The sequence below is a fragment of the Brevundimonas sp. genome (genome assembly GCF_030682035.1).
Lineage (GTDB): Bacteria > Pseudomonadota > Alphaproteobacteria > Caulobacterales > Caulobacteraceae > Brevundimonas.
In genome coordinates, this window is sequence record NZ_JAUXQZ010000002.1 from 90,516 (window position 1) to 111,180 (window position 20,665).

The 20,665-nt window shown below is 66.7% G+C and carries 30 protein-coding genes and 1 other RNA gene; 18 read left to right on the forward strand and 13 right to left on the reverse strand.

The annotated features are described in order from the left end of the window. Positions 1–56: 56 nt before the first annotated feature. The 6 genes from Q8K49_RS00535 (at position 57) to Q8K49_RS00560 (ending at position 3,949) form a co-directional block, all read left to right on the forward strand. A complete protein-coding gene (locus Q8K49_RS00535) occupies positions 57–911 on the forward strand; it encodes a hypothetical protein (RefSeq protein WP_305303476.1) in 855 nt (284 codons plus the stop codon). A 115-nt stretch (positions 912–1,026) separates the two neighbouring features. Further along, the gene (locus Q8K49_RS00540) at positions 1,027–1,887 is read left to right on the forward strand and encodes a thymidylate synthase (RefSeq protein WP_305303477.1); all 861 of its coding nucleotides are present in this window, start codon (positions 1,027–1,029) and stop codon (positions 1,885–1,887) included. Continuing rightward, positions 1,802–2,752, forward strand: coding sequence for a nucleotide-binding protein (locus Q8K49_RS00545; protein WP_305303478.1), 951 nt, complete (start codon positions 1,802–1,804; stop codon positions 2,750–2,752). The genes Q8K49_RS00540 and Q8K49_RS00545 overlap by 86 nt, the downstream gene beginning before the upstream one ends. Next, positions 2,749–3,045, forward strand: coding sequence for a phosphoribosyl-ATP pyrophosphohydrolase (locus tag Q8K49_RS00550; protein ID WP_305303479.1), 297 nt, complete (start codon positions 2,749–2,751; stop codon positions 3,043–3,045). The genes Q8K49_RS00545 and Q8K49_RS00550 overlap by 4 nt, the downstream gene beginning before the upstream one ends. Beyond that, a complete protein-coding gene (locus tag Q8K49_RS00555; protein WP_305303480.1) occupies positions 3,045–3,563 on the forward strand; it encodes a dihydrofolate reductase in 519 nt (172 codons plus the stop codon). The genes Q8K49_RS00550 and Q8K49_RS00555 overlap by 1 nt, the downstream gene beginning before the upstream one ends. A gap of 65 nt (positions 3,564–3,628) precedes the next feature. Continuing rightward, a complete protein-coding gene (locus tag Q8K49_RS00560; protein WP_305303481.1) occupies positions 3,629–3,949 on the forward strand; it encodes a YbjQ family protein in 321 nt (106 codons plus the stop codon). A 90-nt stretch (positions 3,950–4,039) separates the two neighbouring features. Here the strand turns inward: Q8K49_RS00560 and Q8K49_RS00565 are convergent, their stop codons facing one another. Further along, on the reverse strand, positions 4,040–5,137 hold the full coding sequence (locus Q8K49_RS00565) for an NADH:flavin oxidoreductase (RefSeq protein ID WP_305303482.1): 1,098 nt from the start codon (positions 5,135–5,137) through the stop codon (positions 4,040–4,042). Positions 5,138–5,196: 59 nt separating this feature from the next. Continuing rightward, on the reverse strand, positions 5,197–6,261 hold the full coding sequence (locus tag Q8K49_RS00570; RefSeq protein ID WP_305303483.1) for an Mrp/NBP35 family ATP-binding protein: 1,065 nt from the start codon (positions 6,259–6,261) through the stop codon (positions 5,197–5,199). 87 nt (positions 6,262–6,348) lie between these two features. Between Q8K49_RS00570 and miaA the strand changes: the two genes are divergently transcribed. Further along, the gene (gene miaA, locus Q8K49_RS00575) at positions 6,349–7,218 is read left to right on the forward strand and encodes a tRNA (adenosine(37)-N6)-dimethylallyltransferase MiaA (RefSeq protein WP_305303484.1); all 870 of its coding nucleotides are present in this window, start codon (positions 6,349–6,351) and stop codon (positions 7,216–7,218) included. Positions 7,219–7,233: 15 nt separating this feature from the next. Here miaA and Q8K49_RS00580 read toward each other — a convergent pair whose 3' ends face one another. Beyond that, positions 7,234–7,671: a hypothetical protein gene (locus Q8K49_RS00580; RefSeq protein WP_305303485.1), complete on the reverse strand. Its 438-nt coding sequence runs from the start codon at positions 7,669–7,671 to the stop codon at positions 7,234–7,236. A gap of 94 nt (positions 7,672–7,765) precedes the next feature. Here Q8K49_RS00580 and ssrA point away from each other — a divergent pair. Together ssrA and Q8K49_RS00590 are read left to right on the forward strand one after the other, a co-directional pair. Next, positions 7,766–8,132, forward strand: a transfer-messenger RNA (tmRNA) gene (gene ssrA, locus Q8K49_RS00585). A 141-nt stretch (positions 8,133–8,273) separates the two neighbouring features. Beyond that, positions 8,274–8,756, forward strand: coding sequence for an SspB family protein (locus Q8K49_RS00590; protein WP_305303486.1), 483 nt, complete (start codon positions 8,274–8,276; stop codon positions 8,754–8,756). A 430-nt stretch (positions 8,757–9,186) separates the two neighbouring features. Here Q8K49_RS00590 and Q8K49_RS00595 read toward each other — a convergent pair whose 3' ends face one another. Both Q8K49_RS00595 and Q8K49_RS00600 read right to left on the reverse strand, forming a co-directional pair. Continuing rightward, the gene (locus tag Q8K49_RS00595) at positions 9,187–9,540 is read right to left on the reverse strand and encodes a RusA family crossover junction endodeoxyribonuclease (protein WP_305303487.1); all 354 of its coding nucleotides are present in this window, start codon (positions 9,538–9,540) and stop codon (positions 9,187–9,189) included. After that, on the reverse strand, positions 9,537–10,157 hold the full coding sequence (locus tag Q8K49_RS00600; protein WP_305303488.1) for a peptidylprolyl isomerase: 621 nt from the start codon (positions 10,155–10,157) through the stop codon (positions 9,537–9,539). Before Q8K49_RS00600 ends, Q8K49_RS00595 begins: the two co-directional genes overlap by 4 nt. A gap of 84 nt (positions 10,158–10,241) precedes the next feature. On the opposite strand from Q8K49_RS00600, the gene fumC reads away from it, so the two are divergent. Genes fumC through Q8K49_RS00615 form a run of 3 tightly spaced genes read left to right on the forward strand, consistent with a single transcriptional unit; the run spans position 10,242 to position 12,255 of the window. Further along, complete coding sequence (gene fumC / locus Q8K49_RS00605; RefSeq protein ID WP_305303489.1) at positions 10,242–11,630, forward strand: class II fumarate hydratase; 1,389 nt, start codon at positions 10,242–10,244, stop codon at positions 11,628–11,630. A gap of 56 nt (positions 11,631–11,686) precedes the next feature. Further along, complete coding sequence (locus Q8K49_RS00610; protein ID WP_305303490.1) at positions 11,687–11,944, forward strand: type II toxin-antitoxin system CcdA family antitoxin; 258 nt, start codon at positions 11,687–11,689, stop codon at positions 11,942–11,944. After that, complete coding sequence (locus Q8K49_RS00615; protein ID WP_305303491.1) at positions 11,944–12,255, forward strand: CcdB family protein; 312 nt, start codon at positions 11,944–11,946, stop codon at positions 12,253–12,255. Before Q8K49_RS00610 ends, Q8K49_RS00615 begins: the two co-directional genes overlap by 1 nt. 3 nt (positions 12,256–12,258) lie before the next feature. Here the strand turns inward: Q8K49_RS00615 and Q8K49_RS00620 are convergent, their stop codons facing one another. Then, positions 12,259–12,657 carry a YccF domain-containing protein gene (locus Q8K49_RS00620; protein ID WP_305303492.1) on the reverse strand — a complete coding sequence of 133 codons (399 nt, stop codon included), beginning with the start codon at positions 12,655–12,657 and terminating at the stop codon, positions 12,259–12,261. 229 nt (positions 12,658–12,886) lie between these two features. On the opposite strand from Q8K49_RS00620, the gene Q8K49_RS00625 reads away from it, so the two are divergent. After that, positions 12,887–13,063 (forward strand): DUF4169 family protein, encoded by a 177-nt coding sequence (locus tag Q8K49_RS00625; RefSeq protein ID WP_305303493.1) that lies wholly within the window; start codon positions 12,887–12,889, stop codon positions 13,061–13,063. A gap of 2 nt (positions 13,064–13,065) precedes the next feature. After that, a complete protein-coding gene (locus Q8K49_RS00630; protein ID WP_305303494.1) occupies positions 13,066–13,227 on the forward strand; it encodes a hypothetical protein in 162 nt (53 codons plus the stop codon). Here Q8K49_RS00630 and Q8K49_RS00635 read toward each other — a convergent pair. Together Q8K49_RS00635 and Q8K49_RS00640 are read right to left on the reverse strand one after the other, a co-directional pair. After that, positions 13,224–14,165 carry a DMT family transporter gene (locus Q8K49_RS00635; protein WP_305303562.1) on the reverse strand — a complete coding sequence of 314 codons (942 nt, stop codon included), beginning with the start codon at positions 14,163–14,165 and terminating at the stop codon, positions 13,224–13,226. The two genes, Q8K49_RS00630 and Q8K49_RS00635, sit on opposite strands and share 4 nt — an antisense overlap. 90 nt (positions 14,166–14,255) lie before the next feature. Then, positions 14,256–15,014, reverse strand: coding sequence for a Coq4 family protein (locus Q8K49_RS00640; RefSeq protein ID WP_305303495.1), 759 nt, complete (start codon positions 15,012–15,014; stop codon positions 14,256–14,258). Between the two features lie 144 nt (positions 15,015–15,158). Here Q8K49_RS00640 and Q8K49_RS00645 point away from each other — a divergent pair, with 144 nt between their 5' ends. Both Q8K49_RS00645 and Q8K49_RS00650 read left to right on the forward strand, forming a co-directional pair. Next, positions 15,159–16,190, forward strand: a complete 1,032-nt coding sequence (locus Q8K49_RS00645) for a type III polyketide synthase (RefSeq protein ID WP_305303496.1) — start codon at positions 15,159–15,161, stop codon at positions 16,188–16,190. Beyond that, entirely contained in the window at positions 16,190–16,687 is a 498-nt protein-coding gene (locus Q8K49_RS00650; RefSeq protein ID WP_305303497.1) for an isoprenylcysteine carboxyl methyltransferase family protein, read from the forward strand. Before Q8K49_RS00645 ends, Q8K49_RS00650 begins: the two co-directional genes overlap by 1 nt. Positions 16,688–16,834: 147 nt before the next feature. On the opposite strand, the gene Q8K49_RS00655 is transcribed toward Q8K49_RS00650, so the two are convergent. The 3 genes from Q8K49_RS00655 to Q8K49_RS00665 are packed head-to-tail and all read right to left on the reverse strand — an operon-like array spanning position 16,835 to position 18,979. Continuing rightward, on the reverse strand, positions 16,835–17,248 hold the full coding sequence (locus Q8K49_RS00655) for a TadE/TadG family type IV pilus assembly protein (RefSeq protein ID WP_305303498.1): 414 nt from the start codon (positions 17,246–17,248) through the stop codon (positions 16,835–16,837). Further along, positions 17,238–17,657, reverse strand: a complete 420-nt coding sequence (locus Q8K49_RS00660) for a hypothetical protein (protein WP_305303499.1) — start codon at positions 17,655–17,657, stop codon at positions 17,238–17,240. Before Q8K49_RS00660 ends, Q8K49_RS00655 begins: the two co-directional genes overlap by 11 nt. Further along, positions 17,654–18,979 (reverse strand): pilus assembly protein TadG-related protein, encoded by a 1,326-nt coding sequence (locus Q8K49_RS00665; RefSeq protein ID WP_305303500.1) that lies wholly within the window; start codon positions 18,977–18,979, stop codon positions 17,654–17,656. Before Q8K49_RS00665 ends, Q8K49_RS00660 begins: the two co-directional genes overlap by 4 nt. A gap of 45 nt (positions 18,980–19,024) precedes the next feature. Here Q8K49_RS00665 and Q8K49_RS00670 point away from each other — a divergent pair, with 45 nt between their 5' ends. Both Q8K49_RS00670 and Q8K49_RS00675 read left to right on the forward strand, forming a co-directional pair. Beyond that, entirely contained in the window at positions 19,025–19,261 is a 237-nt protein-coding gene (locus tag Q8K49_RS00670; protein ID WP_305303501.1) for a ribbon-helix-helix domain-containing protein, read from the forward strand. Between the two features lie 48 nt (positions 19,262–19,309). Then, complete coding sequence (locus tag Q8K49_RS00675; RefSeq protein ID WP_305303502.1) at positions 19,310–20,032, forward strand: SIMPL domain-containing protein; 723 nt, start codon at positions 19,310–19,312, stop codon at positions 20,030–20,032. Between the two features lie 13 nt (positions 20,033–20,045). Here Q8K49_RS00675 and Q8K49_RS00680 read toward each other — a convergent pair whose 3' ends face one another. Together Q8K49_RS00680 and Q8K49_RS00685 are read right to left on the reverse strand one after the other, a co-directional pair. Further along, positions 20,046–20,354, reverse strand: a complete 309-nt coding sequence (locus tag Q8K49_RS00680; RefSeq protein ID WP_305303503.1) for a hypothetical protein — start codon at positions 20,352–20,354, stop codon at positions 20,046–20,048. A gap of 3 nt (positions 20,355–20,357) precedes the next feature. Beyond that, on the reverse strand, positions 20,358–20,555 hold the full coding sequence (locus Q8K49_RS00685; RefSeq protein ID WP_305303504.1) for a hypothetical protein: 198 nt from the start codon (positions 20,553–20,555) through the stop codon (positions 20,358–20,360). Positions 20,556–20,665 lie beyond the last annotated feature (110 nt).

A 20,665-nucleotide genomic window follows, 5' to 3' on the forward strand; every position in this document is an offset into this window, starting at 1 on the left:
CGTCTGGCGTCGCGAAGGCTAGGCTGCTTGCATTACGACTGGCTGGGAAGCTCCTGATGCTGCGTTTCATCGTCCTGGCAATCGCCCTGCTGATACCCACTGTACTCCGAGCGCAGTCGGGGTCGCCAGATGACGCTGTTGGTTTCGTCCATGAAATCCGTGTGCTGAACACGACCGAGACTTCGTCGGGCAACGGGTCGTCGGGGAGCTCCCGGAGCGGAGGGACGCTGATCGAGCGCGTCATTGCCTTTCGCGACACCGGTCTGGAACTGGAGTTCGACCTGCCACTAGGAGCCACGGCCGAGGAGCGCGCGAGGGAATGGCAATGGCCCGCGAGAGTACTCAAGGCCGCGGATGGGACGCTGCACTTGCTCAATGCCCCCGAGCTGGAGGCGAGGATCGATGCCTGGCTGACAGCCGGTGGAATGACCCGCGAGGCGTGCGGCCATTGGATATTCACTTGGGACGCCTTCAAGATCGAATGTGACCCGCAGTCCGTGATCACGGCTCTCAATGCATTCGACCTAAGACTCGGCACCCTGGGCGCCGGGGTTCCGTACACCGAACGTGGCGGTCTTGGTCCGGTGTCTCTGCAGGCAGGGACGATCGAAGTCGAAGGCTCTACGTTTGTAGCGGAAACACCGGTCGATCCGATCTTCATACGCCGGGAGCGCGCCGAAACAGACCTCGTGGTCGCGGAGATCACCGGTGACCGTTCATTGACACTCGAGGCGGCGCTCGAGGCCCGGGAGGCGGAACAGGTCACGGGTACGATCACCACAACACTGACGACTGACAATCGAGGACGCGTTGTCAGTCGGACAACGATCGCCGACCTCACGACAACGGACGCGGAGGGCGGGGTCGAACGCAGTACATCCACGCAGAGGGTCGAGCGGCGACCGCTCTAACCGTCCGAACCCGCGACCCGGGGACGGTAGGGTATCCGAGGGTGTGGCCACGTTCCTGTGAGCAACCGAATCAGCGACCTGCCATGCGGCGCGAATCACCGGCACAGTCGTCGTCATGAACGCCGTCGCCACCCTCGCCGATCTCCACGCCCGCACCGGCGCCGTCGCGGGCGATCACCCGGAATGGCAGTACCTCCATCTGCTGCGCGACATCCTCGACAACGGCAGCCGGCGCGACGACCGAACCGGCACGGGAACGCTGGGGGTGTTCGGGCGGCAGATGCGGTTCGATCTGGCCAAGGGCTTTCCGGTCCTGACGACCAAGAAGCTGCACCTGCGGTCGATCATCGTCGAACTGCTGTGGTTTCTGCGCGGCGAGACCAATATCGGCTGGTTGAAGGACAATGGCGTTTCGATCTGGAACGAATGGGCCGACGCCGAGGGCGAGCTGGGGCCGGTCTATGGCAAACAGTGGCGCTCGTGGGCGGCGCCGGACGGAAGGGTGATCGACCAGATCGCCAAACTGGTCGAGGGGCTGAAGACCAATCCCAACAGCCGCCGCCATATCGTCTCGGCCTGGAACCCGGCCGACGTCGACGACATGGCCCTGCCGCCCTGCCACTGCCTGTTCCAGTTCTTCGTCGCCGACGGAAAGCTGAGCTGCCAGCTGTACCAGCGGTCGGCGGATGTGTTTCTGGGGCTGCCGTTCAACATCGCGTCCTATGCGCTGCTGACGCATATGGTCGCCCACGTGACAGGCTTTGAACCTGGAGAGTTCATTTGGGTCGGTGGTGATTGCCACCTCTATACGGATCACCTGCCACAATCGCGTCTTCAGATGACACGACAACCGATGGATTTCCCTCGATTGTCATTCGAGCGGCGGGTCCATGATCTGTTCGAGTTTCAGCGAGAGGACATCGTGCTTACGGGCTATCAAGCCCACCCGCACATCCCGGCCAAGGTCTCCAAATAGCGGTGCGTCGTCCGGGCCTTTTCATAGGATCATCCAGCAGGCCCTGGATGTCGCCTATTCACTCCAGGCGATGCTGGAATACGAAACCGACCCTACCGTATGGACGCAGGGTGTTTTTCGGCCTTCGTCACAGACACTGGCCGACCTCGTCGTGGAAGCCCGAACCACGGATTTCGCAGCCTTCATCTTCGCGCCCGACGACGTCATCGAGGTCCGTGGCGAGCGATCCAATGTTGTGAGGGACAATGTGCTGTTCGAACTCGGCCTGTTCGTCGGTTCACTCGGGATCGAACGATGCTTTGTTGTGACGCCCCGCAACACTGAGGCGCTGAAACTCCCCTCCGATCTACTCGGAGTGATGCCACTGAGCTATGCGGCTGATCGAGGCGATGGACGGTTGAAAGCTGCCCTGGGTCCGGCAAGCCACGCAATCCTGCAAGCCGTGCGGCGGCAAGGCGGTCGGAGCGAGATTCCGGCCTCAGCAGACGTGCCGGCGTCACCGTTCACCGAGGCGGACATCCAGGAACTGACGCGCCGGTTCATTGCGCAATGGGACAGTCCGCCTATCGCGCTCGCGAGAGCCCGACTGCGAAAAGGGGCTCCCATGCATATGATCGAGGATGAGGATGGTGAGGCCACCGCCGATGTTGAGGCCCTGTTCAACTTCCTCAATGGCATGGCTGACGCCGTATTGGCCGGCCGAGCGGACGAAAACCGGCTTCGCCCCGTATTCGAGAGCCCGGTTCGTAGTGTTTGGTCCCACGCCTTCACCTACCTGGCCCCGCTGAACGTCGCGGACGGGTGGTGGAATCCCCTGCCAAAAATTGCAGAGTTGCATCGACGCTGGCTGAGGGACGAGACATGAACCTCTCCGACCTATCCGCCTCTATCCTGCGCATCTCCGACATCTACGCCGCCGAGCATGGCATCGAGCGATCCGGTGACTGGGCCCTGCTGAAGGTGCAGGAGGAACTCGGCGAGCTGACGGCCGAGCATCTGCGCATGAGCGGGCGGGCGCGGGGCGAGGCGGACGCCGGCAAGCTGGGGGATGAGGCGGCGGATGTGCTGGGGATGCTGCTGATCTATTGCGACCGGGCGGGGATCGATATTGAAGCGGCCATGCAGCGCAAATGGCTGCACTGGCTGGAGCCGCGCTGATGCCCCTACCCCAACTCGTTCTCGTCGTCGCCCGCGCCCGCAACGGGGTAATCGGGCGCGACGGCGACCTGCCGTGGCGGCTGCGCAGCGATCTGCAGCGGTTCAAGGCCATCACGCTCGGCAAGCCGTGCATCATGGGGCGGCGGACGTGGGAGAGTTTGCCGCTGAAGCCCCTGCCCGGACGGTTGAACCTGATCCTTTCTCGCGACGAGTCTTTCGAGGCGCACAAGGCCGTGGTCTGCACGACGCTGGACGAGGCGGTCGAGATCGCGCGCGAGACGGCCGAAGAGGACGGGGTCGACGAGATCTGCGTCATCGGCGGCGTGGCCCTGTTCGAAAAGGCCCTGCCGCGGGCGCGGCGGCTGTACCTGACCGAGGTCGAGGCCGAGCCCGAGGGCGATGTGCTGTTCCCGGCGTTCGACGAGGGGGCCTGGAAGGAGGTATCCTCCGAGGTCCATCCGGCGGGCGAGAAGGATGACCACGGGTTCGTGTTCCGGGTGCTCGAAAGACGGGCATAATGCCTGGCCCGCGGTCAGAAGGCTCCGCCTTCTCGACCCGACGCGGGCTGTGAAAGGAAATGACCATGCTGATCGTGACCACCAATGACGCGCCCGGCTATCGGGTCGTGAAGACGCTCGGACTGGCGCGGGGCATTACGGTGCGGTCGCGCAACATCATCTCCGACGCCATCGGCGGCCTGCAGTCGATGCTGGGCGGCAGGGTGGGCGCCTATGTCAAACTGGCCGAGGCGTCGCGGGCCGAGGCCTATCAGGAGCTGGTCACGAACGCGCAGGCGATGGGGGCCAACGCCGTGATCGCCATGCGCTATGAGGCCAATGAGATCATGGAAGGCGTCACCGAGGTGCTGGCCTATGGGACGGCGGTGGTGGTGGAGGGGGAATAGGGTGTGGGGTGTGGGGGGTGGGGGGTGTGAGAGTTCCGCGCCGCGCTGCAAATACCATCCTCGACACCCCATCCCCCACACCCCATACCCTCAACTGAGCGTCGCCATCGCGCTGCGCTCAAAATCCTTGAGCTCGTCCAGCCGGCCGTCGCGGATCTTCTCGACCCAGTGGGGGTCGGCCAGCAGGGCGCGGCCGACGGCGACGAGGTCGAACTCGTCGCGCTCCAGCCGTTCGATCAGGCCGTCGAGCGAGGCGGGTTTGGAGGCAGCGCCGCCGAAGGCCGCGATGAATTCGCCGTCGAGGCCGACCGAGCCGACGGTGATGGTCGGCAGGCCGGTCAGCTTCCTGGTCCAGCCGGCGAAATTGAGGTCTGAGCCCTCGAACTCCGGCTCCCAGAAGCGGCGCTGGGAGCAGTGGAAGACGTCGACGCCGGCCTCGGCCAGCGGGGCCAGCCATTGGGACAGTTCGTCGGGCGTCAGGGCGTTCTTGACGGCGTAGTCCTGCAGCTTCCACTGCGACAGGCGCAGGATCAGGGCCATGTCCGGGCCGACGCCCTCGCGCACCGCCTTGACCACCTCGGCCCCGAAGCGCGCGCGCTCGTGGATCGTGCCGCCGCCCCAGCGGTCGTCGCGGTCGTTGAGGCCGGACCAGAAGAACTGGTCGATCAGATAGCCGTGGGCGGCGTGGATCTCGACCGCGTCGAAGCCGAGCTCGCGGGTGGCGCGGGCCGAACGGCCGAAGGCTGAGATGGTGTCGGCGATGTCCTCATCGGTCATCGGCTCCAGACCGCGCTTGCCCGGGGTGGTCATGCCCGCGGGGCTGTCGACCTTGCCGAGGGGGGACCAGTCCTCGCCGCGGCCGCGGGCCGAACCAACGTGCCAGAGCTGGGGGGCGATCAGGCCGCCGGCGGCGTGAACTTCCTCGACCACCTTCTTCCATTCCGGCAGGGCCTCGCCGTGGAAGACGGGGACGGCGGCGTCATTGCGGGCGGCAGGGCGTTCGACGACCGTGCCCTCGGTGATGATCAGACCCACCTGCCCCTCGGCCCGGCGACGGTAATAGCCGGCGACGTCGCTGGTCGGGATGCCGCCCGGCGAAAAGGACCGCGTCATCGGCGCCATGACGATGCGGTTGGGCATCTTCAGGGACTTGACCTGGAAGGGACGGAACAGGGCGTCGATGGACATGATCGGTTCTCAGGTGACTGGAACACACAAGGTGGCGGTTAGGGTTGCGTTTGAAAACCCTAAAGCTCGAGTTTTTTCGCCAGGGCCTCTGCGAAGCCCGCGAACCGGCCCGCGATGTCCCCGTCGGGATCGCTGACCACGATCGGCACGCCGGCGTCCCCGCCTTCGCGCACGGCCGCGTCGAGCGGCAGATCGCCGAGGTAGGGGATGCCCAGACGAGCCGCCTCGGCCTCGGCCCCGCCGCGGCCGAACACCGGGCCGGTCATGTTCTCGATCAGGCCGAGTGTCGGGGTCTCGACCTTCTGGAACAGGGTGTGGGCGCGGCGGGCGTCGGCCAGCGCCACTTCCTGCGGGGTGGAGACGATGATGGCCCCATCCAGAGGCGTCTTCTGCACCAGGGTCAGCTGGACGTCGCCGGTGCCGGGCGGCAGGTCGACGACGAGGATGTCGAGCAGCGCGTCCTCCGTGCCCCAGCGGGTCTGGGTCAGCATCTGGGTCAGGGCCTGGGAGGCCATCGGGCCGCGCCAGATCATGGCGTCATTGGCCTTGGTCAGCAGGCCGACCGACATGACTTTCAGACCGTGGGAGACATGGGGGGTGATGGCGTTGTCGATGTATTCCGGCGCGCCCGAGACGCCCAGCATGGTCGGGATCGACGGACCGTAGACGTCGGCGTCGAGCAAGCCGACCGACAGGCCTCTTGCAGCAAAGGCGGCGGCGAGGTTGACCGCGACGGTGGACTTGCCGACCCCGCCCTTGCCGCTGGCGACGGCGAGGACGCGGCGGACGTGGGCCGGACGGGCCGCGGCGACCGGGGCCTTGGGACGGCCCTGATCGACGGCCTGGGGCGAGAGGGAGGCGCGGCGCGGTGTGGCGGCCACGGTCTCGGCGGTCAGGACGACGGCGACGCGGGTCATGCCCGGCAAAGCCTTGAGCGCGGCCTCGGCGGCGTCGCGGACCGGGGCATAGAAGGCGGCGTCGGATGCTGCGACCTCGAGCGCGAAGCCGGCCCTGTCTTCGGCGACAACCAGACCCTGAACCAGACCGGCGGCGACCAGCCCCTGTCCGGTTTTCGGATCGATCACGGCGTCGAGGGCGGCGAGGACGGTTTCGCGGTCGGGCACGGAGGATTCCTGACGGGTTGCCGGGTCGGGTTGAGCGTTCTATCGCCGAACGCCCCGTCCTGTCCGGACCAAAATCCGAGCCCGTTCTTGCCCGAGCCCCTGATCACCCTGCTGGCCGGCCCGACCGCCTCGGGCAAGTCGCGGCGCGCGCTGGAGATGGCGGCGCGGACCGGGGCCGTGATCATCAATGCCGACAGCCAGCAACTGTACGCCGACCTGCGCGTGCTGAGCGCCCGCCCCTCCATCGAGGAAGAGGCGATGGCGGAGCACCGGCTGTATGGCGTCGCCGATGCGACGGACGCCTGGTCGGTGGGGCGCTGGAGCCGGGTGATCATGCCGGTCCTGGCCGAACTGGCGGCGGAGGAACGTCCGGCTCTGCTGGTGGGCGGGACCGGCTTGTATTTCACGTCCCTGACCATGGGGTTGGCGAATATTCCCGATGTACCGCTGGAAGTGCGGGAGGCGGCGGGAGCGACGTTCGACGCCGGGGGGGAGGCCCGTTTCCGACGCCGACTGGCGGAGGCGGACCCGGCGGCCGTGGCGCGGATCGAGGCGGGCGACCGGCAAAGGCTGACCCGGGCCTGGGCCGTGGCGCAGCACACGGGTCGGACGCTCAGCGACTGGACCGCCGACACGACGCCGTTGCTGGCGCCGGGGTCGTGGACGGGACTGGTGATCGAGCCGGAGCGCGCGGCCCTGTACGCCACCTGCGACCGGCGGGTGGCGCAGATGGTCGAGGCCGGGGCGCTGGACGAGGTGCGGGCGCTGGTCGCGCGCGGACTGGACCCCGCCCTGCCCGCGATGAAGGCCGTCGGGGTGCGCGAGTTCGCATCCCATCTGGCGGGCGAGACGACGCTGGCGGCCGCCGTTGAGGCCACGCGGCAGGCCACGCGCAACTACGCCAAGCGGCAACTGACCTGGTTCAGGAACCAGACGCCCGGATGGACCCGGGTCTGACCGGGCCCGCCGGGATCAGGCGCCGGCGCAGCCGGTCAGGGTCTCGCCGGGGCGGACGACCGTCGCCTTCAGCGGATAGACGGTCTCGCTCATGCCGTCCGAACAGGCCGGATCGATCGTCAGGATGATGACCAGCGGATTATTGAGGCTGGTCGTGACCGTATAGGTCGCTACCGCCGTCGTAACCTGGGGGCCCGGGTTGGCGGCGGTCTCCTGGGGCCGATCGACGCCGTTGTAGTCGAGCGTCGCCGACGTGACCGCGATGGCCCAGAACGGTTCATTGCCGCGGACGGTGAAGGGCTGGCTGAGGTCAAGGCCGCCGAAGACCGTGGTCGTCGCGGGCGGCGGCGGCGCGGGATCCGGCGCAGGCGCGGGCGCCGGCATGAACTGGTCACAGGCCACGAGCAGCAGCAGCGGCGCGGCGGCCACGGCGGCGAAGGTCACAGGACGCATCGGAATTCTCCCCAACAAGACGTCACACAACACAGTTCCCGGAGTCCGGGTCAAGGGCGCTGCTCCTGTTGCGCGAGTGCGCCACCGTGGCGAAGCCCTTGGAAGCCACATCCAAAGCGCCTATATTCCCCCTGTCCGGGTTCGCCCGGACTATGGCGATAAACGCGCTTGTAATAAGCGGACCGGACCCGGGTGCGATTCCCGGCGGCTCCACCATTTCTTCCCCGCGTTATCGGCGGAGCGAGCATGGGGCCGACTAGCATCGACGGACGTGTAAAGAAGACTGCTTTCGCCCGTCCTGGCCCACCGTATCGGGCCATTTTCTAACTGCGAACGATAACTTCGCTGGAGAAGTCGCTCTCGCCGCATAAGCGGTTCGGGTGATTTCGAACACTTAAGTCCTCGGGGATCAGTTCCCGGGGCGGGGCCCGGAGGGCGCCTGCCAACAGAAGCCCTCCACCTACCTCCAGTGACGCGCCCTCCTCTTGCTTTTGGAAGATGTGGGGGCCTGCCAACAGAACCCCTGGCACTTTCACCATCTTGGCGCCTTCCGCACGCGCCCGCTCGCGGCTATCAGTTCGCCCGAACAGCCGAGGCGACCCATGGCCGAAGAGACGCCCCCCGTCGACGAGATGCACTATGAGCAGCTGGCGCAGGACGCCCTGCGCGGCGTCATCCGCTCGGCGCTGGAGCGGGCCGCCCTGCCCGACGGCATCCCGGGGGCGCACCATTTCTATGTGACCTTCAAGACCCGCGCGCCGGGCGTCAGCGTGCCGCCGGACATTCTGGCCAAATATCCCGATGAGATGACCGTCGTCCTCCAGCACCAGTACTGGGACCTGAAGGTCGAGCCGACGAAATTCTCGATCATGCTGAAATTCGGCGGCATGCCCAAGGTTCTGGCCATGCCCTACACGGCCGTGACCCGCTTCTATGATCCGTCGGTGCAGTTCCTGCTGCAGTTCGAGGCGCCCGCCACCGTGGAGGAGATCGCCGCCGAGGTGGCGGCCGCCGAGCCCACCCCGCCGACCGACGGCGACGATGGTCCCAAGGTCGTGTCGCTGGACCAGTTCCGGAAGAAATAGGCGGGCGGCGGGACGCCTCTCAGCGACGAGGGGCGCTGGACGCCGGCGCCTGCCACTGCGGGACGGTGCAATTCCAGGTGCGGCTGAGCGAGGGTATGGACAGCGCGCGGCGCTGCGACTGCTCGCTGTGCCGGATGCGCGGGGCCGTGGCGGTGACGGCGGGGCTGGGCGGGGTAGAGGTGCTGGAGGGGGCGGAGGCGCTGACCGGTTCAACACCGGCGTGGGGCGGCATTTCTTCTGCGCGAAATGCGGGATCTATACCCATCACCAGCGTCGCTCGAACCCCAATGAGTACGGGGTCAACGCCGCGTGCCTGGAAGGCGTGAGCCCGTTCGACTTCGCCGTGGCGCCGGTCAACGACGGCGTGAACCATCCCAGCGACGGCGGCGGCGGGGTGGTGGGGGTGTTGCGGTACGAGCGGCTGCGATAGTCAGGCCCGCGGAAACACCCGGATCGTAATCCGTTCGCGCTCGCCGGCGCGGCGTTCGACCAGCAGGCGGGCGACCTGGGCGTCGTCGTGGAACAGATAGCCCTTGATGGCGTCCAGCAGGGCCTTGGCGAGGTTGTCGAGGTCGATATGCGGCGGGTCGCCGACGTGCTCCATGACGATCTCGACGACGAAATCGCCCCACGACGGGCGGGCGCTCCACTCCTTGCGCATGAACTCATAGACCAGCGGCTTGTAGTATTTGGCCTGGGTGGTCAGGCCGTCGATGGTGATCTCGACCGCCTCGCCGGCCTCGCGCAGGCGGACCTTGCCCGTGCCGATCCATCCCGCCGTCAAGGGCGGCACCCGGGCGGGACCTCGCCGATCAGGGTCGCGGAGCGGATGGCGACCGGCGGGGTCAGTTGCTCTTCGGCGTCGGCAGGCGACATCTGGATGCGTTGGGCGACGTCCAGCCCCTCGACCAGCCGTCCGAAGGCGGCGAAGCCCTGGCCGTCGGGATTGCGTCCGCCGCCGAAGTCGAGGCTGGGCGTGTCGCGGGTCACGATGAAGAAGCTGGAGGTGGCGGTGTCGGGACCGTCGCGGGCCATGGAGATGGTCCCGGCGAGATGGCCGAGACCGGTGTCGCGGGAGCGCTCCAGATATATGGACGGGCGCGAGTCGTCGTCGGAGCCGCGCGGGGTGGCGGCCTGGATGACGTCGATGGGATTGGGGTTGTCGTTGGTGGCGCTGACCACGGTGCGGAAGAAGCTTCCGCCCGCATAGTCGCCGTCGGTGACGTAGCTGAGGAAGTTGCACACGGTCAGGGGGGCGCGCTCGAGTTCCAGCTCGACGACCATGCGGCCGGCGTCCGTTTCCAGCACCACGCGTGGCAGGTCGTCGCCGGTCGCCGTGGTCGCGCAGGCCGGGAGCGCCAGAAGCGCGACCGAGGCCGCCGCCAGTATCATCGTCCGCATCGCAGGCTCCTCCGCTTGTCCGCTCGCCTGCCCGTGCTACACCGCCGCGCATCCTCCCGCCACGCCTGAAGAGCCGCGCCCGCCATGACCAACCGCACCGAAACCGACACCTTCGGCCCCATAGAGGTCGCCTCGGACCGCTATTGGGGCGCCCAGGCGGAGCGGTCGCTGGGCAATTTCCGCATCGGCTGGGAGAAGCAGCCGCTGCCGATCGTGCGGGCGCTGGGCATCGTCAAGCGCGCGGCGGCCGAGACGAACATGGCGCTGGGCAAGCTGGATCCGAAGCTGGGGGAGACCATTGTCGCGGCGGCCGATGAAGTGATCGAAGGCAAGCTCAACGACCACTTCCCGCTGGTGGTCTGGCAGACCGGCTCGGGCACCCAGTCGAACATGAACGCCAATGAGGTGATCTCGAACCGGGCGATCGAGATGCTGGGCGGCGAGATGGGATCCAAGACGCCGGTCCACCCCAACGACCACGTCAATATGAGCCAGTCGTCGAACGACACCTTTCCGACGGCGATGCACGTGGCCTGCGCCGAACAGCTGGTCAACGACCTGATCCCGGCGCTGAAACATCTGCATGGGGCGCTGGCCGCCAAGGCGAAGGCCTGGGCTCACATTATCAAGATCGGCCGGACGCATACGCAGGACGCCACGCCCCTGACGCTGGGCCAGGAGTTCGGCGGCTATGCGCAGCAGGTCGCCAACGGCATCGAGCGGATCGAACTGACCCTGCCCAAACTGATGGAGCTGGCCCAGGGCGGCACGGCGGTCGGCACCGGGCTGAACGCGCCGGTCGGGTTCGCCGAGATGGTGGCCGAGAAGATCGCCGCCATCACCGGCCTGCCGTTCATCACGGCGCCGAACAAGTTCGAGGCCCTGGCGGCGCATGACGCCATGGTCTTCAGCCACGGGGCCATCAACACGGTGGCCGCCAGCCTGTTCAAGATCGCCAACGACATCCGCTTCCTCGGCTCCGGCCCGCGCTCGGGCCTGGGCGAACTGGCCCTGCCGGAGAATGAGCCGGGCAGTTCGATCATGCCGGGCAAGGTCAATCCGACCCAGTCCGAGGCCCTGACCCAGGTCTGCGTCCAGGTGTTCGGCAACCACGCCACGGTGACATTCGCCGGCTCGCAGGGGCATTTCGAGCTGAACGTCTTCAACCCGGTGATGGCCTACAACTTCCTGCAATCGGTGCGGCTGATGGCCGATGCGGCTGTGTCGTTCACCGACAACTGCGTGGTCGGCATCGAGCCGCGGGAGGACAATATCAAACGCGGGCTCGACAACTCGCTGATGCTTGTCACGGCCCTGAACGGCAAGCTCGGCTATGACGCCTGCGCGAAGATCGCCAAGACGGCCCACAAGAACGGGACGACCCTGCGCGAAGAGGCCGTCGGCGGCGGCTATCTGACGAACGAGGAGTTCGACGCGTGGGTGCGGCCCGAGAAGATGATCTCGCCGGGATAGCGGGGGCCTACCCCGGGTTGGTGGCGGCAATTTCAGTTCAGGTGTAGGCTGCCTTGATGGGCAAGGCCGAACTGAAGATCGAGATCGATCCCGCCATAGTCGCTGAGGCAGAGCGGCTGGGTGTTGACCTGACGACGGCAGGGCTGGCTGGTGTCGAGCAGGCGCTGGCGCGGCGGCGGAACGCCCTGAAGTCAGAAGCGGAACGCGCCGCAGACGCTCGTGCCTGGGCTGAGGAAAACGCTGAGGCGCTCAAGGCCTACAACGAGCGGATCGCGCGCGACGGCATCTTCGGCGAGGACTTCCGGACCTGGTGATGCGTCAGTTCGACCTGTTCCCGAATCCGTCGCCTCGCTCCCGGGCCGCCGCACCCTTCATCGTCCTGATGCAATCCCATTTTGTGGATGAGATGCCGTCGGCGCTGATCGCGCCGTTGATCCGCGAGTCTCGGAGCGGCGACTTCACGCGCGTCTCTGTCTCCGTAAAGCTGAACGACGAGGCCCTGCACCTCTCGCTGGCGGAAATGGCCCCGATCGCCAAGTCCGACCCGAAGCGATCCGTCGGCGATCTCAAGCCGTACGAAGACGACATCCGTCGCGCCCTCGACCGCCTGTTCACCGGCTTCTGACGCCTACGGTTTGTCGCGGATCGTCCGGCCGATCGGGGCCAGGGCCAGTTTGGCCAGCTCCAGGTCCTTCAGGGCGAAGGGGATGCCGATGATGGTGATGAACTCAGCCACGGCGATCAGCAGGTGCGACAGGGCGATGTACCAGCCGGCGAACAGGAACCAGATGACGTTGAGAACGGTACCCATCGGTCCGGTGCCGACGTCATGCGCCCCCAGTTCGTCGCGCCAGACCACTTCCCTGCCGAAAGGCCAGAAGGAATAGCTGGCGATCCGCCAAGCCGCGAAGCTCCACGGCAGGCCGACGATGGTCAGGGCCAGGACGGCACCGCCGAACAGCCAAAGCAGGCCGGACAGCCAGCCTCCGAAGACAAACCAGAGCAGGTTGAGGATCAGGCGGATCAAAGGCGTCGTTCCCGTCGCGCCCAAACGGGCGCCTCTCCCAGATAGGATGACGGCGGACCCTGTGACAGTCGTTGTCTCGTGAATTCGCGGTAAGCCGCCTGTCCCGGTGCGGGCTGTCAGCGACCGCTCACCCTGTCGTAGGGCGGGGTGGTGTTCGCGGGCCTGACTCGAGGCTAGGATGGCGGGATCGTCGGCTGTCCCCGCATCAGCCGGCCTGTCGGAGGGGCTCATGGGCGAGATCGTCAATCTGAACCGGGTGCGCAAGGATCGGGCGAAGGCCGAGGCCAGGGCGGCGGCGAGCGAAAACCGCGCCGCCCACGGCCGGTCGAAAGTGGAGCGGACCCGGGCGGAAGCGGAACGCGAGCGCGCCGCCCGGCTTCTGGATGGATCAAAGCTGGAGGATTGAGCATGACCGACCCGCGTCAGGATCCCCGTATCAGACACGGCCTGATCCCCATCCTCGTCGCCATGCGGGTCAAGGCCGAGCGCGAGCGCCGCACGGCGGATGCGGCCAAGAAGGCGGGAACCGCCCCGGAGAAGCCGAAGAAGAAGCGCGGCTGGTTCGGCTAGGCTGCGGCGACTCTCGGCGCCCGGATCAGCAGGGCTTGGCCCGACAGCACCAGTACCAGCCCGGCCAGTGCGGGCCAGCCGAAGCGGGCTCCCTCGAACAGGACCGAGACCAGCATGGCGATGGGCGGGGTCAGGGCCGAAATATAGCTGGCCATGGCGTAGCCGATGGTGCGCGCGATGGTGAAATACAGGCCGAAGGCGATCACCGAGCCGAACACCGATAGATAGAGCAGCGACCCGATATAGGTGAAGGTGGGGTCCATGCTGAACTCGACCCCCGTGGCGAGGCCGAAGAGCGCGAGCAGACCAGTCCCGTAAGCCATGGCCCAGGCGGTCGAGGGAATGGCCATGGAGCCATGGTTCTGACCCTTCCACGCGAAGAAATTGCCGAAGGCGGAAGCGGTCGTGGCGATCAGGGCCAGGCCGACGCCCAGGGCCGCCTGGCCGTCAAAGCCCGCTTTGAGCACCTCGCCACCCGAGAGCACCGCAACCCCGACAAGGCCAAGGACCGCTCCGCCCCAGGAAGCGGCGGCAGCCTTCTGGCCCGCGGCCAGCCGGAACAGCACAAGATTGATGAAGGTCAGGGAGGCGAATGTGACCGCGACAATGGCCGAGGCGACGTGGCCTTCAGAGGCGTAGGTGAAGCTGTAGCTGATCGAGAAGGCGAAGAACCCCTGCGCCAGCGCCGCCAGATGTTGGGCGCGGGTCAGCCGCAGGTTCTGGCGGGCGATCAGGCAACCCAGGAACAGGATCGCCGCCGCCAAGCCGAACCGCCAGACGATGGAGGCCAGCGGGGCCACGGTCCCGAGCTGCAGGGTGATGGCGTACCAGGTCGTGCCCCAGATCATGGCGCAGATCAGAACCCCGCCGATCCCCAGCAGGGTGGTCCGCGCCAGGGGCGGACGGGCGACGGGAGGAAGGGAAACGGAGGAGGTCACCCACGGCAAGTGGAGGATGCTCTCAATCCAGGCAAGCCGAGTTATGGGTCGGGTGACACAAGCCGGGCTTATGCCGCCCGAAAGCCGCCGTCAGCCTCGCAGTTTGAGCCGCGCGCGCACCTCAGCCGGCACAGCCTGATAGACGTCCGCCGGGCGGATGTTGAGGCGCGCGCGCACCGCCTCCAGCGGTTGCTCGAACAGGGCCTCATAGTCCAGCGCGGGCAGCCAGCGGGCGGCCCGGCCGTTGCGGTACGCCTGCCAGGCCGCGCGGCGGGCGGGGACGGAGCGGACCTCGCGCTGGATCTCGCGGGCCGCGCCCCAGCCGATGAAGGCGAAGCCGAGGTTGCGGGTCTGGCCGTAGGAAAAGGAAACCACGCAGGCCTCCCCCAGCGCATCGGTTCCGTAGCCGGTCAGGACATGCCAGATGTCGTGGATGTCGCGCAGGCGGCGGGAATACCAGACGACGGGGTGCGGCGCATCGATGAAGGGCACCACCTCGCGCTCGACCTCGGCCAGGCCGTCGGCGGTGAAGCCGCGCGCCTCGCGGAAGGCGCGGTAGGATGCGCCGACCGTGCCCGGCTGGAACCGGGCCAGCCAGACCGGGTCGTCCAGCTTGTGGGCCAGTTCCTCGCGCAGGAAGGCCTGGCGGCCGCCCTCCATGGTCGACAGCATCCGCCGATAGCCGCGCGAGACGGACCGGCCGCTGAGCGCCTGCATGATGCGGAACACCTGGATGGTGTCCTCCTTGTCGCGGACCAGGCGGCGAAACGCCTTCAAAGCCGTCACCGGGCGCAGCCGCTCGGATCGGACCTTGCGGAAATCGTCGATATCGGCGGAGATCAGGGTCATGGCGGCGTCCGGGAGGATGGCGCAGTGTAGCGAATGTAGCGTCCGCCTGGAACGGCCCCGCGTAGCTTGGGTTAACAGCGATAATGCTCCTTTGAAAGCCGCGCCCTGATGCCTTCCGCTCATCCCCCGGCGCCGGTTCCGCGGTTGCAGTCGCTCGCCCTGGCCTGGCCGCCGCACGTGTTGCGTCAGGAGGATGTGGCCGCCAACGGCGCGGAGATGTTCGCCACCACCCACGGCGGCTTCGAGCGGCTGGCGCCGATCTATCGCAACGCCCTGATCGAAAGGCGGCATTCCTGCGTGCCGATCGCGTGGTATCTGAAACCGCACAGCTTCTCCGAGCGCAACGACCTGTTCCTTGAGAACGCCGTGCCGCTGCTGGCCGAGGCGGCGGGCAAGGCGCTGGATCAGGCGGGACTGGCGGCTGGGGACATCGACGCCATCGTCGTGGTCTGCACGACCGGGATCGCCACCCCGGCGCTGGACGCGCGGCTGATGCACGTGATGCCGTTCCGGCCCGACGTGCGGCGCGCGCCGATCTTCGGACTGGGCTGCGCCGGCGGCGTGGTCGGGTTGGCGCGGGCGGCCGACATCGCCCGGGCGCATCCGGACGAACGGGTGCTGTTGCTTGTGGTCGAGCTGTGCGCCCTCACCTTCCGGGCCCAGGACCGGTCCAAGAGCAATCTGGTCGCCACCGCCCTGTTCGGCGACGGGGCGGCGGCGGCGGTGATCTCGTGCCGCGACGATGCTGCGGGTCCGGCGCTGGGCGCCAGCCGCGAACACACCTGGCCCGACAGTCTGGACGTCATGGGCTGGGACGTCGCCGACGACGGTTTGAAGGTGGTGTTCAGCCGCGACATCCCGACCCTGGTCCAGAACGATTTCCGCCCGGTGGCGACACAATTTCTCGCCGACAACCGCATGACGGCGGCGGACGTCGGCGGCTTCGTCTGCCATCCGGGCGGGGCCAAGGTGATCGAGGCGCTGGAGGCCTGTTTCGAGCTGTCGGACGGCGCACTGGTCCATACGCGGGCCGTGTTGCGCGACCACGGCAATATGAGCGCGGCGACGGTGCTCTTCGTGCTCAAGGCCATGCTGGACGACGGCGCCAAGGGACCGCTGCTGCTGACGACCCTGGGGCCGGGGTTCACCGCCGGGCTGATGCTGGTGCACGCCTGATGTGGCTCTGGCCTGTGCTGGCCGGGGTGGCGGCGCAAAGGCTGTGGGAGCTGTGGCTGGCGGACCGGAATACGCGCAGGCTGTTGGCCGGGGGGGCGATCGAGGTCGGGGCGGACCACTATCCACTGTTCGTGCTGCTGCACGCGAGCTGGCTGGCGGCGATCGCCGTGGCCACGCCGGCGGCGACGGTTCCCAATCCGTGGTTACTGGCGGTCTATGGCGTGTTGCAACTGGGCCGGTTGTGGGTGATCGCGACGCTGGGCCGGTTCTGGACCACGCGCATCATCACCCTGCCCTCGGCGCCGCTGGTGAAACGCGGGCCGTACCGGTTCGTTCGGCATCCGAACTATTGGGTGGCGTCGCTGGAGATCGCGGTGCTGCCGCTGGCCTTCGGACAGGTCTGGATCGCTCTGGTCTGGAGCCTGGCCAACGCGTTACTGGTCGGCTGGCGGATCCGGGTCGAGGACCGGGCGCTTGAGGGGAGGAGAGAATGCTGACCGGTCGAAATCGGCGGTAGCGATCCTGACTGCATCCTGCCCCGAAGCGCAGGCGCCCTGCCCTGTTCGGGCCGACGGGTGAACGCCGATCATACTACGGTCGCGACGAGGCCGCGCGCTCGCAGCCGTTCTCCGGCAGGGTCCGGGTCAGCTCGGGAGAGCCGTCGAAACCGTGCTGACGTAAACGACCGGAAACGTTTTGAGCAAGGGGAGGTCTATGGCGTATTCGTACCGGCCGGTGAGCTTGGCGACACGCCCGTTTCCGTTGTCGCTGACCACCAGGGTTACTTGAACGTCCGGATCGCCGAGGACCGTCAAGTCAGCCTTCACGAGCGCCGCCAGCTGCCCTTCGTTCATCGAGGGATTCAACATCAGGTTTCTTGACGCCGTCCGGAGCGCGAAATGCAGGCTGGATGCGCAGTGCTGGCCGTAGGCGAACTTCGCGATGCCGAACAGGAGGATGATGAAGACCGGAAAAATTAATGCGAATTCGACGGCCGAGGTCCCGGATCGGTCATCGATCAGGGACCTGTGTGTCGCGGGACGAAGGCTAGCGAACACGGAGCGTCCTGCTCCCGATGATCACCTTGCTGACCTGAGCATCCGGATCGTACGCGCGGCCAAGGATTTCGACGTAGATGGCCGGCGCGGCGCTGCTGCAGGTGGTGCTGCAGATCATGATGGCTGAACCGCATGCGCATGTTCGGGTGACCTCCACCACGGCCCCGGGGGGCGGTTTGTCCCACCCGGCCATGGCCAGTTCTGCAGCGACCTTGTCGTCCTTTCCACCGGCCATGTAGTAGTCCGCCGCCACGCTCAACGCGGCACGCAGGTTCTGTTGACGGCCGGCGGCTTCCCAGCCCAAATAGCCAGCGGCCACGACAATGATCAGAACCGGCACGATAATCGCGAACTCGACGGCGGAATGGCCTCCGTCATCCTGCCTCAGAGAAGAGAGAAGGCGGATCATTCGACTAACTGCACGATCGAGTAGGCGGGAATGGTTCGAAGGCCCAGCGCACTGCAATCCACCGCCACGCTGGCGCTGCCGCTCCACTTGACCGTGTCGCCGACCACCTGGGTGCATCCGTTGATCCCGGAGAAATTGCCGAGATACTCGATCGCCTGCGTCGGCATATAGATAGCTCCCGTCAGCCTGGACGCCGCCGTGCCGTTGAACCTGCTCGTATTGCCGCTCCTGTTTGCACGATCCGCAAAAATCAGAATCCCGGCGTATGGACCACTCGTCGGGGCCTGCAGGTCAAGGCTTGCCGTGCCGTTGATAGTCACCTTGGCGGCGCCGTGCAGATAGATCGTGACGCCCGATCCCCTGAGCGTCGCATTGGATGACACGTTCAGATCGCCATCCAGATAGTAGATCCCCGGTTCGAGGGCGCCATCGCCCTTGATGTCGAGCCCGCTGCAGTATCGGCCCGGAGAGAGGCTGTAGCTTGTCTTGGGATTGTTCGGCGCGCTCTTGCAGCCCCCAGAAGGCTGTTGGGGTGGAGAGACATTCGCAAACGGATCCGCGACGGGAGGCGCTTCGGTCAGGGCGGCCGGACATTTTGTCAGCGTTACCGCGGAATTCGTCTGCACGCCGCCGACACTGATCAGACAATCCGCCGAGAGCGAGGCGGCTCCCTGTATGCTCACGGCGTCCACGGCCGTTGAATTCGCCATTACGCTACAGCCGTTGAAAGTGACGTTGGCATTACCCGCGAAGTTCGCGGCGCTTGAGGCCGTGCGGTTCAGGGCGAGCACACAGGCATCCTGGGTCCTGGCGAACCTCGCAACCGCCCGGCCCGTCAGAGTGATCGGTCTGGAATCAAAAACCTGTGAGAAAAACCGGTCCACGGACGCGGTGAGGACCACCTCGACTGCATCAGACTGGCCCGTGTATTTTCCAGACACCGGCGGCAGATGCACGGTAATACCACCTGCCGCCGGATCAAAGCCGTTGTCTTCTGCTGACGAGAGCGCAGCGGCTCTTACAACCGCATCGTCCGAACCAGATCGTTTCTCGATCCCGGCGGCGAAGACGGCGGAATCTGACGCGGACTGAAGCTGCAGGTTTTTATAGTACCAGTATGTGGTTTCGACGGAGAGGCCCGCTCCCCCCACGATCAGGGGAAGAGCGAGGGCTCCGATCAGTGCGACGTTGCCCTTTTCGTCAAGCTTGGCTCGATCAAAGAACCGCCGCATTCTTGCAAGTGCGTGGGCCATCAGTCGAGTCTGAACGGGCGGCCTGAAGAAATCCGGAATTTCCATCGTTAACGTTTCGCTCATGGACATTAAGGCTTGGACGGCTCCGGGTGCAGGCTTCGTGAGGGTGCCGCCATGTTGAAGAAGCGGTCAGTGTCCCTGTCCGGTCACGCCACCTCGGTGGCGCTGGAGGCCGAATTCTGGGCCATTCTGGACGCGGTCGCGGTCGCCGGCGGCCTGTCGCAGGCCGGGCTGATGAAGCGGATCGATGAGCGCCGCGGGCGCACGCCGCTGGCCTCGGCCTGCCGGCTTCTGGCCCTGTCGTGGGCGGGTGGAGATCAATCTTTCATCGGACGCCGTTCGGCCGATTGACAGCGGCCAAGGTTGGCGCATGGTCAGCTCTCCAGAAGGATGACCGCCGTGTTCGACAAGATCGACAAGACCCTGATTCCGCCCGCCCTGTTCGGGGGTCTTATCGCTATCGGACTGATCGGCGCGGGGGCCTTCATCGGATCCGGCGTGGTCAACGCCCAGGTCGGCAACCGGCAGGTGACGGTGCGCGGCGTAGCCGAGCGCAATGTGGTCGCGGACCTCGCTGTCCTGACCCTCAGCTTCAAGGCGGCCAATGACGACCTGCCCACTGCTCAAGGGCAGATAGATCGCGACCTCGGCCTGGTGCGGGCCTTCCTGACCCGGCAGGGCTATCCGACCGAGGCGATCACCATCGGCCGCCTGCAGGTGACCGACACCCGTGCTCGCGAGTACGGTTCGACCGAGAACGTCGTCCGCTACATCCTGTCCCAGGGCGTGACGGTGCGGACGACCGATGTCCAGCGCGTGGCCACGACCGAACGGGCGCTGAACGATCTGGTGCGCGAGGGCGTGCAGCTGGATTTCGCCGCCCCGACCTATGTCTTCACCAAGCTCAACGAGGTGCGCCCGTCGATGATCGCCGAGGCGACCGCCTCGGCCCGGTCTGGCGCCGAGCAGTTCGCCAAGGATTCCGGCGCGCCGCTGGGACCGATCCGTCAGGCGACCCAGGGCTCGTTCGAAATCCTCGCCCGCGAGGACATCGACAGCGAATCGACCTCGCTCGACAAGCGGGTGCGGGTCGTCGCGACGGTCAGCTACCAGCTGCGCTGAGGTCGGCGGGGCCTCAGGCGGGGTCTGGACCGGGCTGGGGCATGGTCGGCGGTTGGACGGCCGGCAGGTCCGGCATCTTCGGCGCATCAGGCAGTTCCGGACGCGGCAGGTCGATGTCGACCGAGACGTCGGTTCCGTCGGGCGCTTCAATGCCGCCGCGGTTCGAGAAGACCACGAAGGCGATGATGATCATGACCACCACCAGACCGCCCACGAGCAGGGCGATCCAGCTGCTGCCGCCGCTGCGGGCGGGCGGGTTGTTGATGGTGGTGTGATGTACGACGTCCGGCCGCTCGGGCGGGGGAGTGTTGGGATCGGTCATGGGTCAGTTCGCCGTCGGTACGGCCGGGGCGGAAACCTCCGGCAGGTTGACGTCGATATTCACTTCCTTCGTCTCAGGCGCCATGCCGCCGCGGGCGAAGACGAACCAGGCCACAATGGCCAGCACCACGACAATTCCACCGATGATGAAGGCGAGGCCCGTATTGCCGCCGCTGCCCGTGTTGTTGATGTTGTCGGCCATGAAGTCTCTCCCGTTGAACCCTCTTGGCAAGCGGAACGGCGATCAGGCTTGACGGTTCCGTGAAGGCTTGCGCACGCGGCCGCTGACATCCGCCGTCGTGCCCCTTATGT

Bases quoted from the DNA above. Each gene is read 5' to 3' on its own strand.
- Q8K49_RS00650 (WP_305303497.1), top strand. From the start codon at position 16,190: ATGTGGCTCTGGCCTGTGCTGGCCGGGGTGGCGGCGCAAAGGCTGTGG.
- Q8K49_RS00545 (WP_305303478.1), top strand. From the start codon at position 1,802: ATGATCTGTTCGAGTTTCAGCGAGAGGACATCGTGCTTACGGGCTATC.
- Q8K49_RS00565 (WP_305303482.1), bottom strand. From the start codon at position 5,137: ATGTCCATCGACGCCCTGTTCCGTCCCTTCCAGGTCAAGTCCCTGAAG.
- fumC (WP_305303489.1), top strand. From the start codon at position 10,242: ATGACCAACCGCACCGAAACCGACACCTTCGGCCCCATAGAGGTCGCC.
- Q8K49_RS00580 (WP_305303485.1), bottom strand. From the start codon at position 7,671: ATGCGTCCTGTGACCTTCGCCGCCGTGGCCGCCGCGCCGCTGCTGCTG.
- Q8K49_RS00610 (WP_305303490.1), top strand. From the start codon at position 11,687: ATGGGCAAGGCCGAACTGAAGATCGAGATCGATCCCGCCATAGTCGCT.
- Q8K49_RS00615 (WP_305303491.1), top strand. From the start codon at position 11,944: ATGCGTCAGTTCGACCTGTTCCCGAATCCGTCGCCTCGCTCCCGGGCC.
- Q8K49_RS00590 (WP_305303486.1), top strand. From the start codon at position 8,274: ATGGCCGAAGAGACGCCCCCCGTCGACGAGATGCACTATGAGCAGCTG.
- Q8K49_RS00540 (WP_305303477.1), top strand. From the start codon at position 1,027: ATGAACGCCGTCGCCACCCTCGCCGATCTCCACGCCCGCACCGGCGCC.
- Q8K49_RS00600 (WP_305303488.1), bottom strand. From the start codon at position 10,157: ATGCGGACGATGATACTGGCGGCGGCCTCGGTCGCGCTTCTGGCGCTC.
- Q8K49_RS00555 (WP_305303480.1), top strand. From the start codon at position 3,045: ATGCCCCTACCCCAACTCGTTCTCGTCGTCGCCCGCGCCCGCAACGGG.
- Q8K49_RS00550 (WP_305303479.1), top strand. From the start codon at position 2,749: ATGAACCTCTCCGACCTATCCGCCTCTATCCTGCGCATCTCCGACATC.
- Q8K49_RS00665 (WP_305303500.1), bottom strand. From the start codon at position 18,979: ATGTCCATGAGCGAAACGTTAACGATGGAAATTCCGGATTTCTTCAGG.
- Q8K49_RS00640 (WP_305303495.1), bottom strand. From the start codon at position 15,014: ATGACCCTGATCTCCGCCGATATCGACGATTTCCGCAAGGTCCGATCC.
- Q8K49_RS00680 (WP_305303503.1), bottom strand. From the start codon at position 20,354: ATGACCGATCCCAACACTCCCCCGCCCGAGCGGCCGGACGTCGTACAT.
- Q8K49_RS00625 (WP_305303493.1), top strand. From the start codon at position 12,887: ATGGGCGAGATCGTCAATCTGAACCGGGTGCGCAAGGATCGGGCGAAG.
- Q8K49_RS00630 (WP_305303494.1), top strand. From the start codon at position 13,066: ATGACCGACCCGCGTCAGGATCCCCGTATCAGACACGGCCTGATCCCC.
- Q8K49_RS00660 (WP_305303499.1), bottom strand. From the start codon at position 17,657: ATGATCCGCCTTCTCTCTTCTCTGAGGCAGGATGACGGAGGCCATTCC.
- Q8K49_RS00685 (WP_305303504.1), bottom strand. From the start codon at position 20,555: ATGGCCGACAACATCAACAACACGGGCAGCGGCGGCAATACGGGCCTC.
- Q8K49_RS00535 (WP_305303476.1), top strand. From the start codon at position 57: ATGCTGCGTTTCATCGTCCTGGCAATCGCCCTGCTGATACCCACTGTA.
- Q8K49_RS00560 (WP_305303481.1), top strand. From the start codon at position 3,629: ATGCTGATCGTGACCACCAATGACGCGCCCGGCTATCGGGTCGTGAAG.
- Q8K49_RS00670 (WP_305303501.1), top strand. From the start codon at position 19,025: ATGTTGAAGAAGCGGTCAGTGTCCCTGTCCGGTCACGCCACCTCGGTG.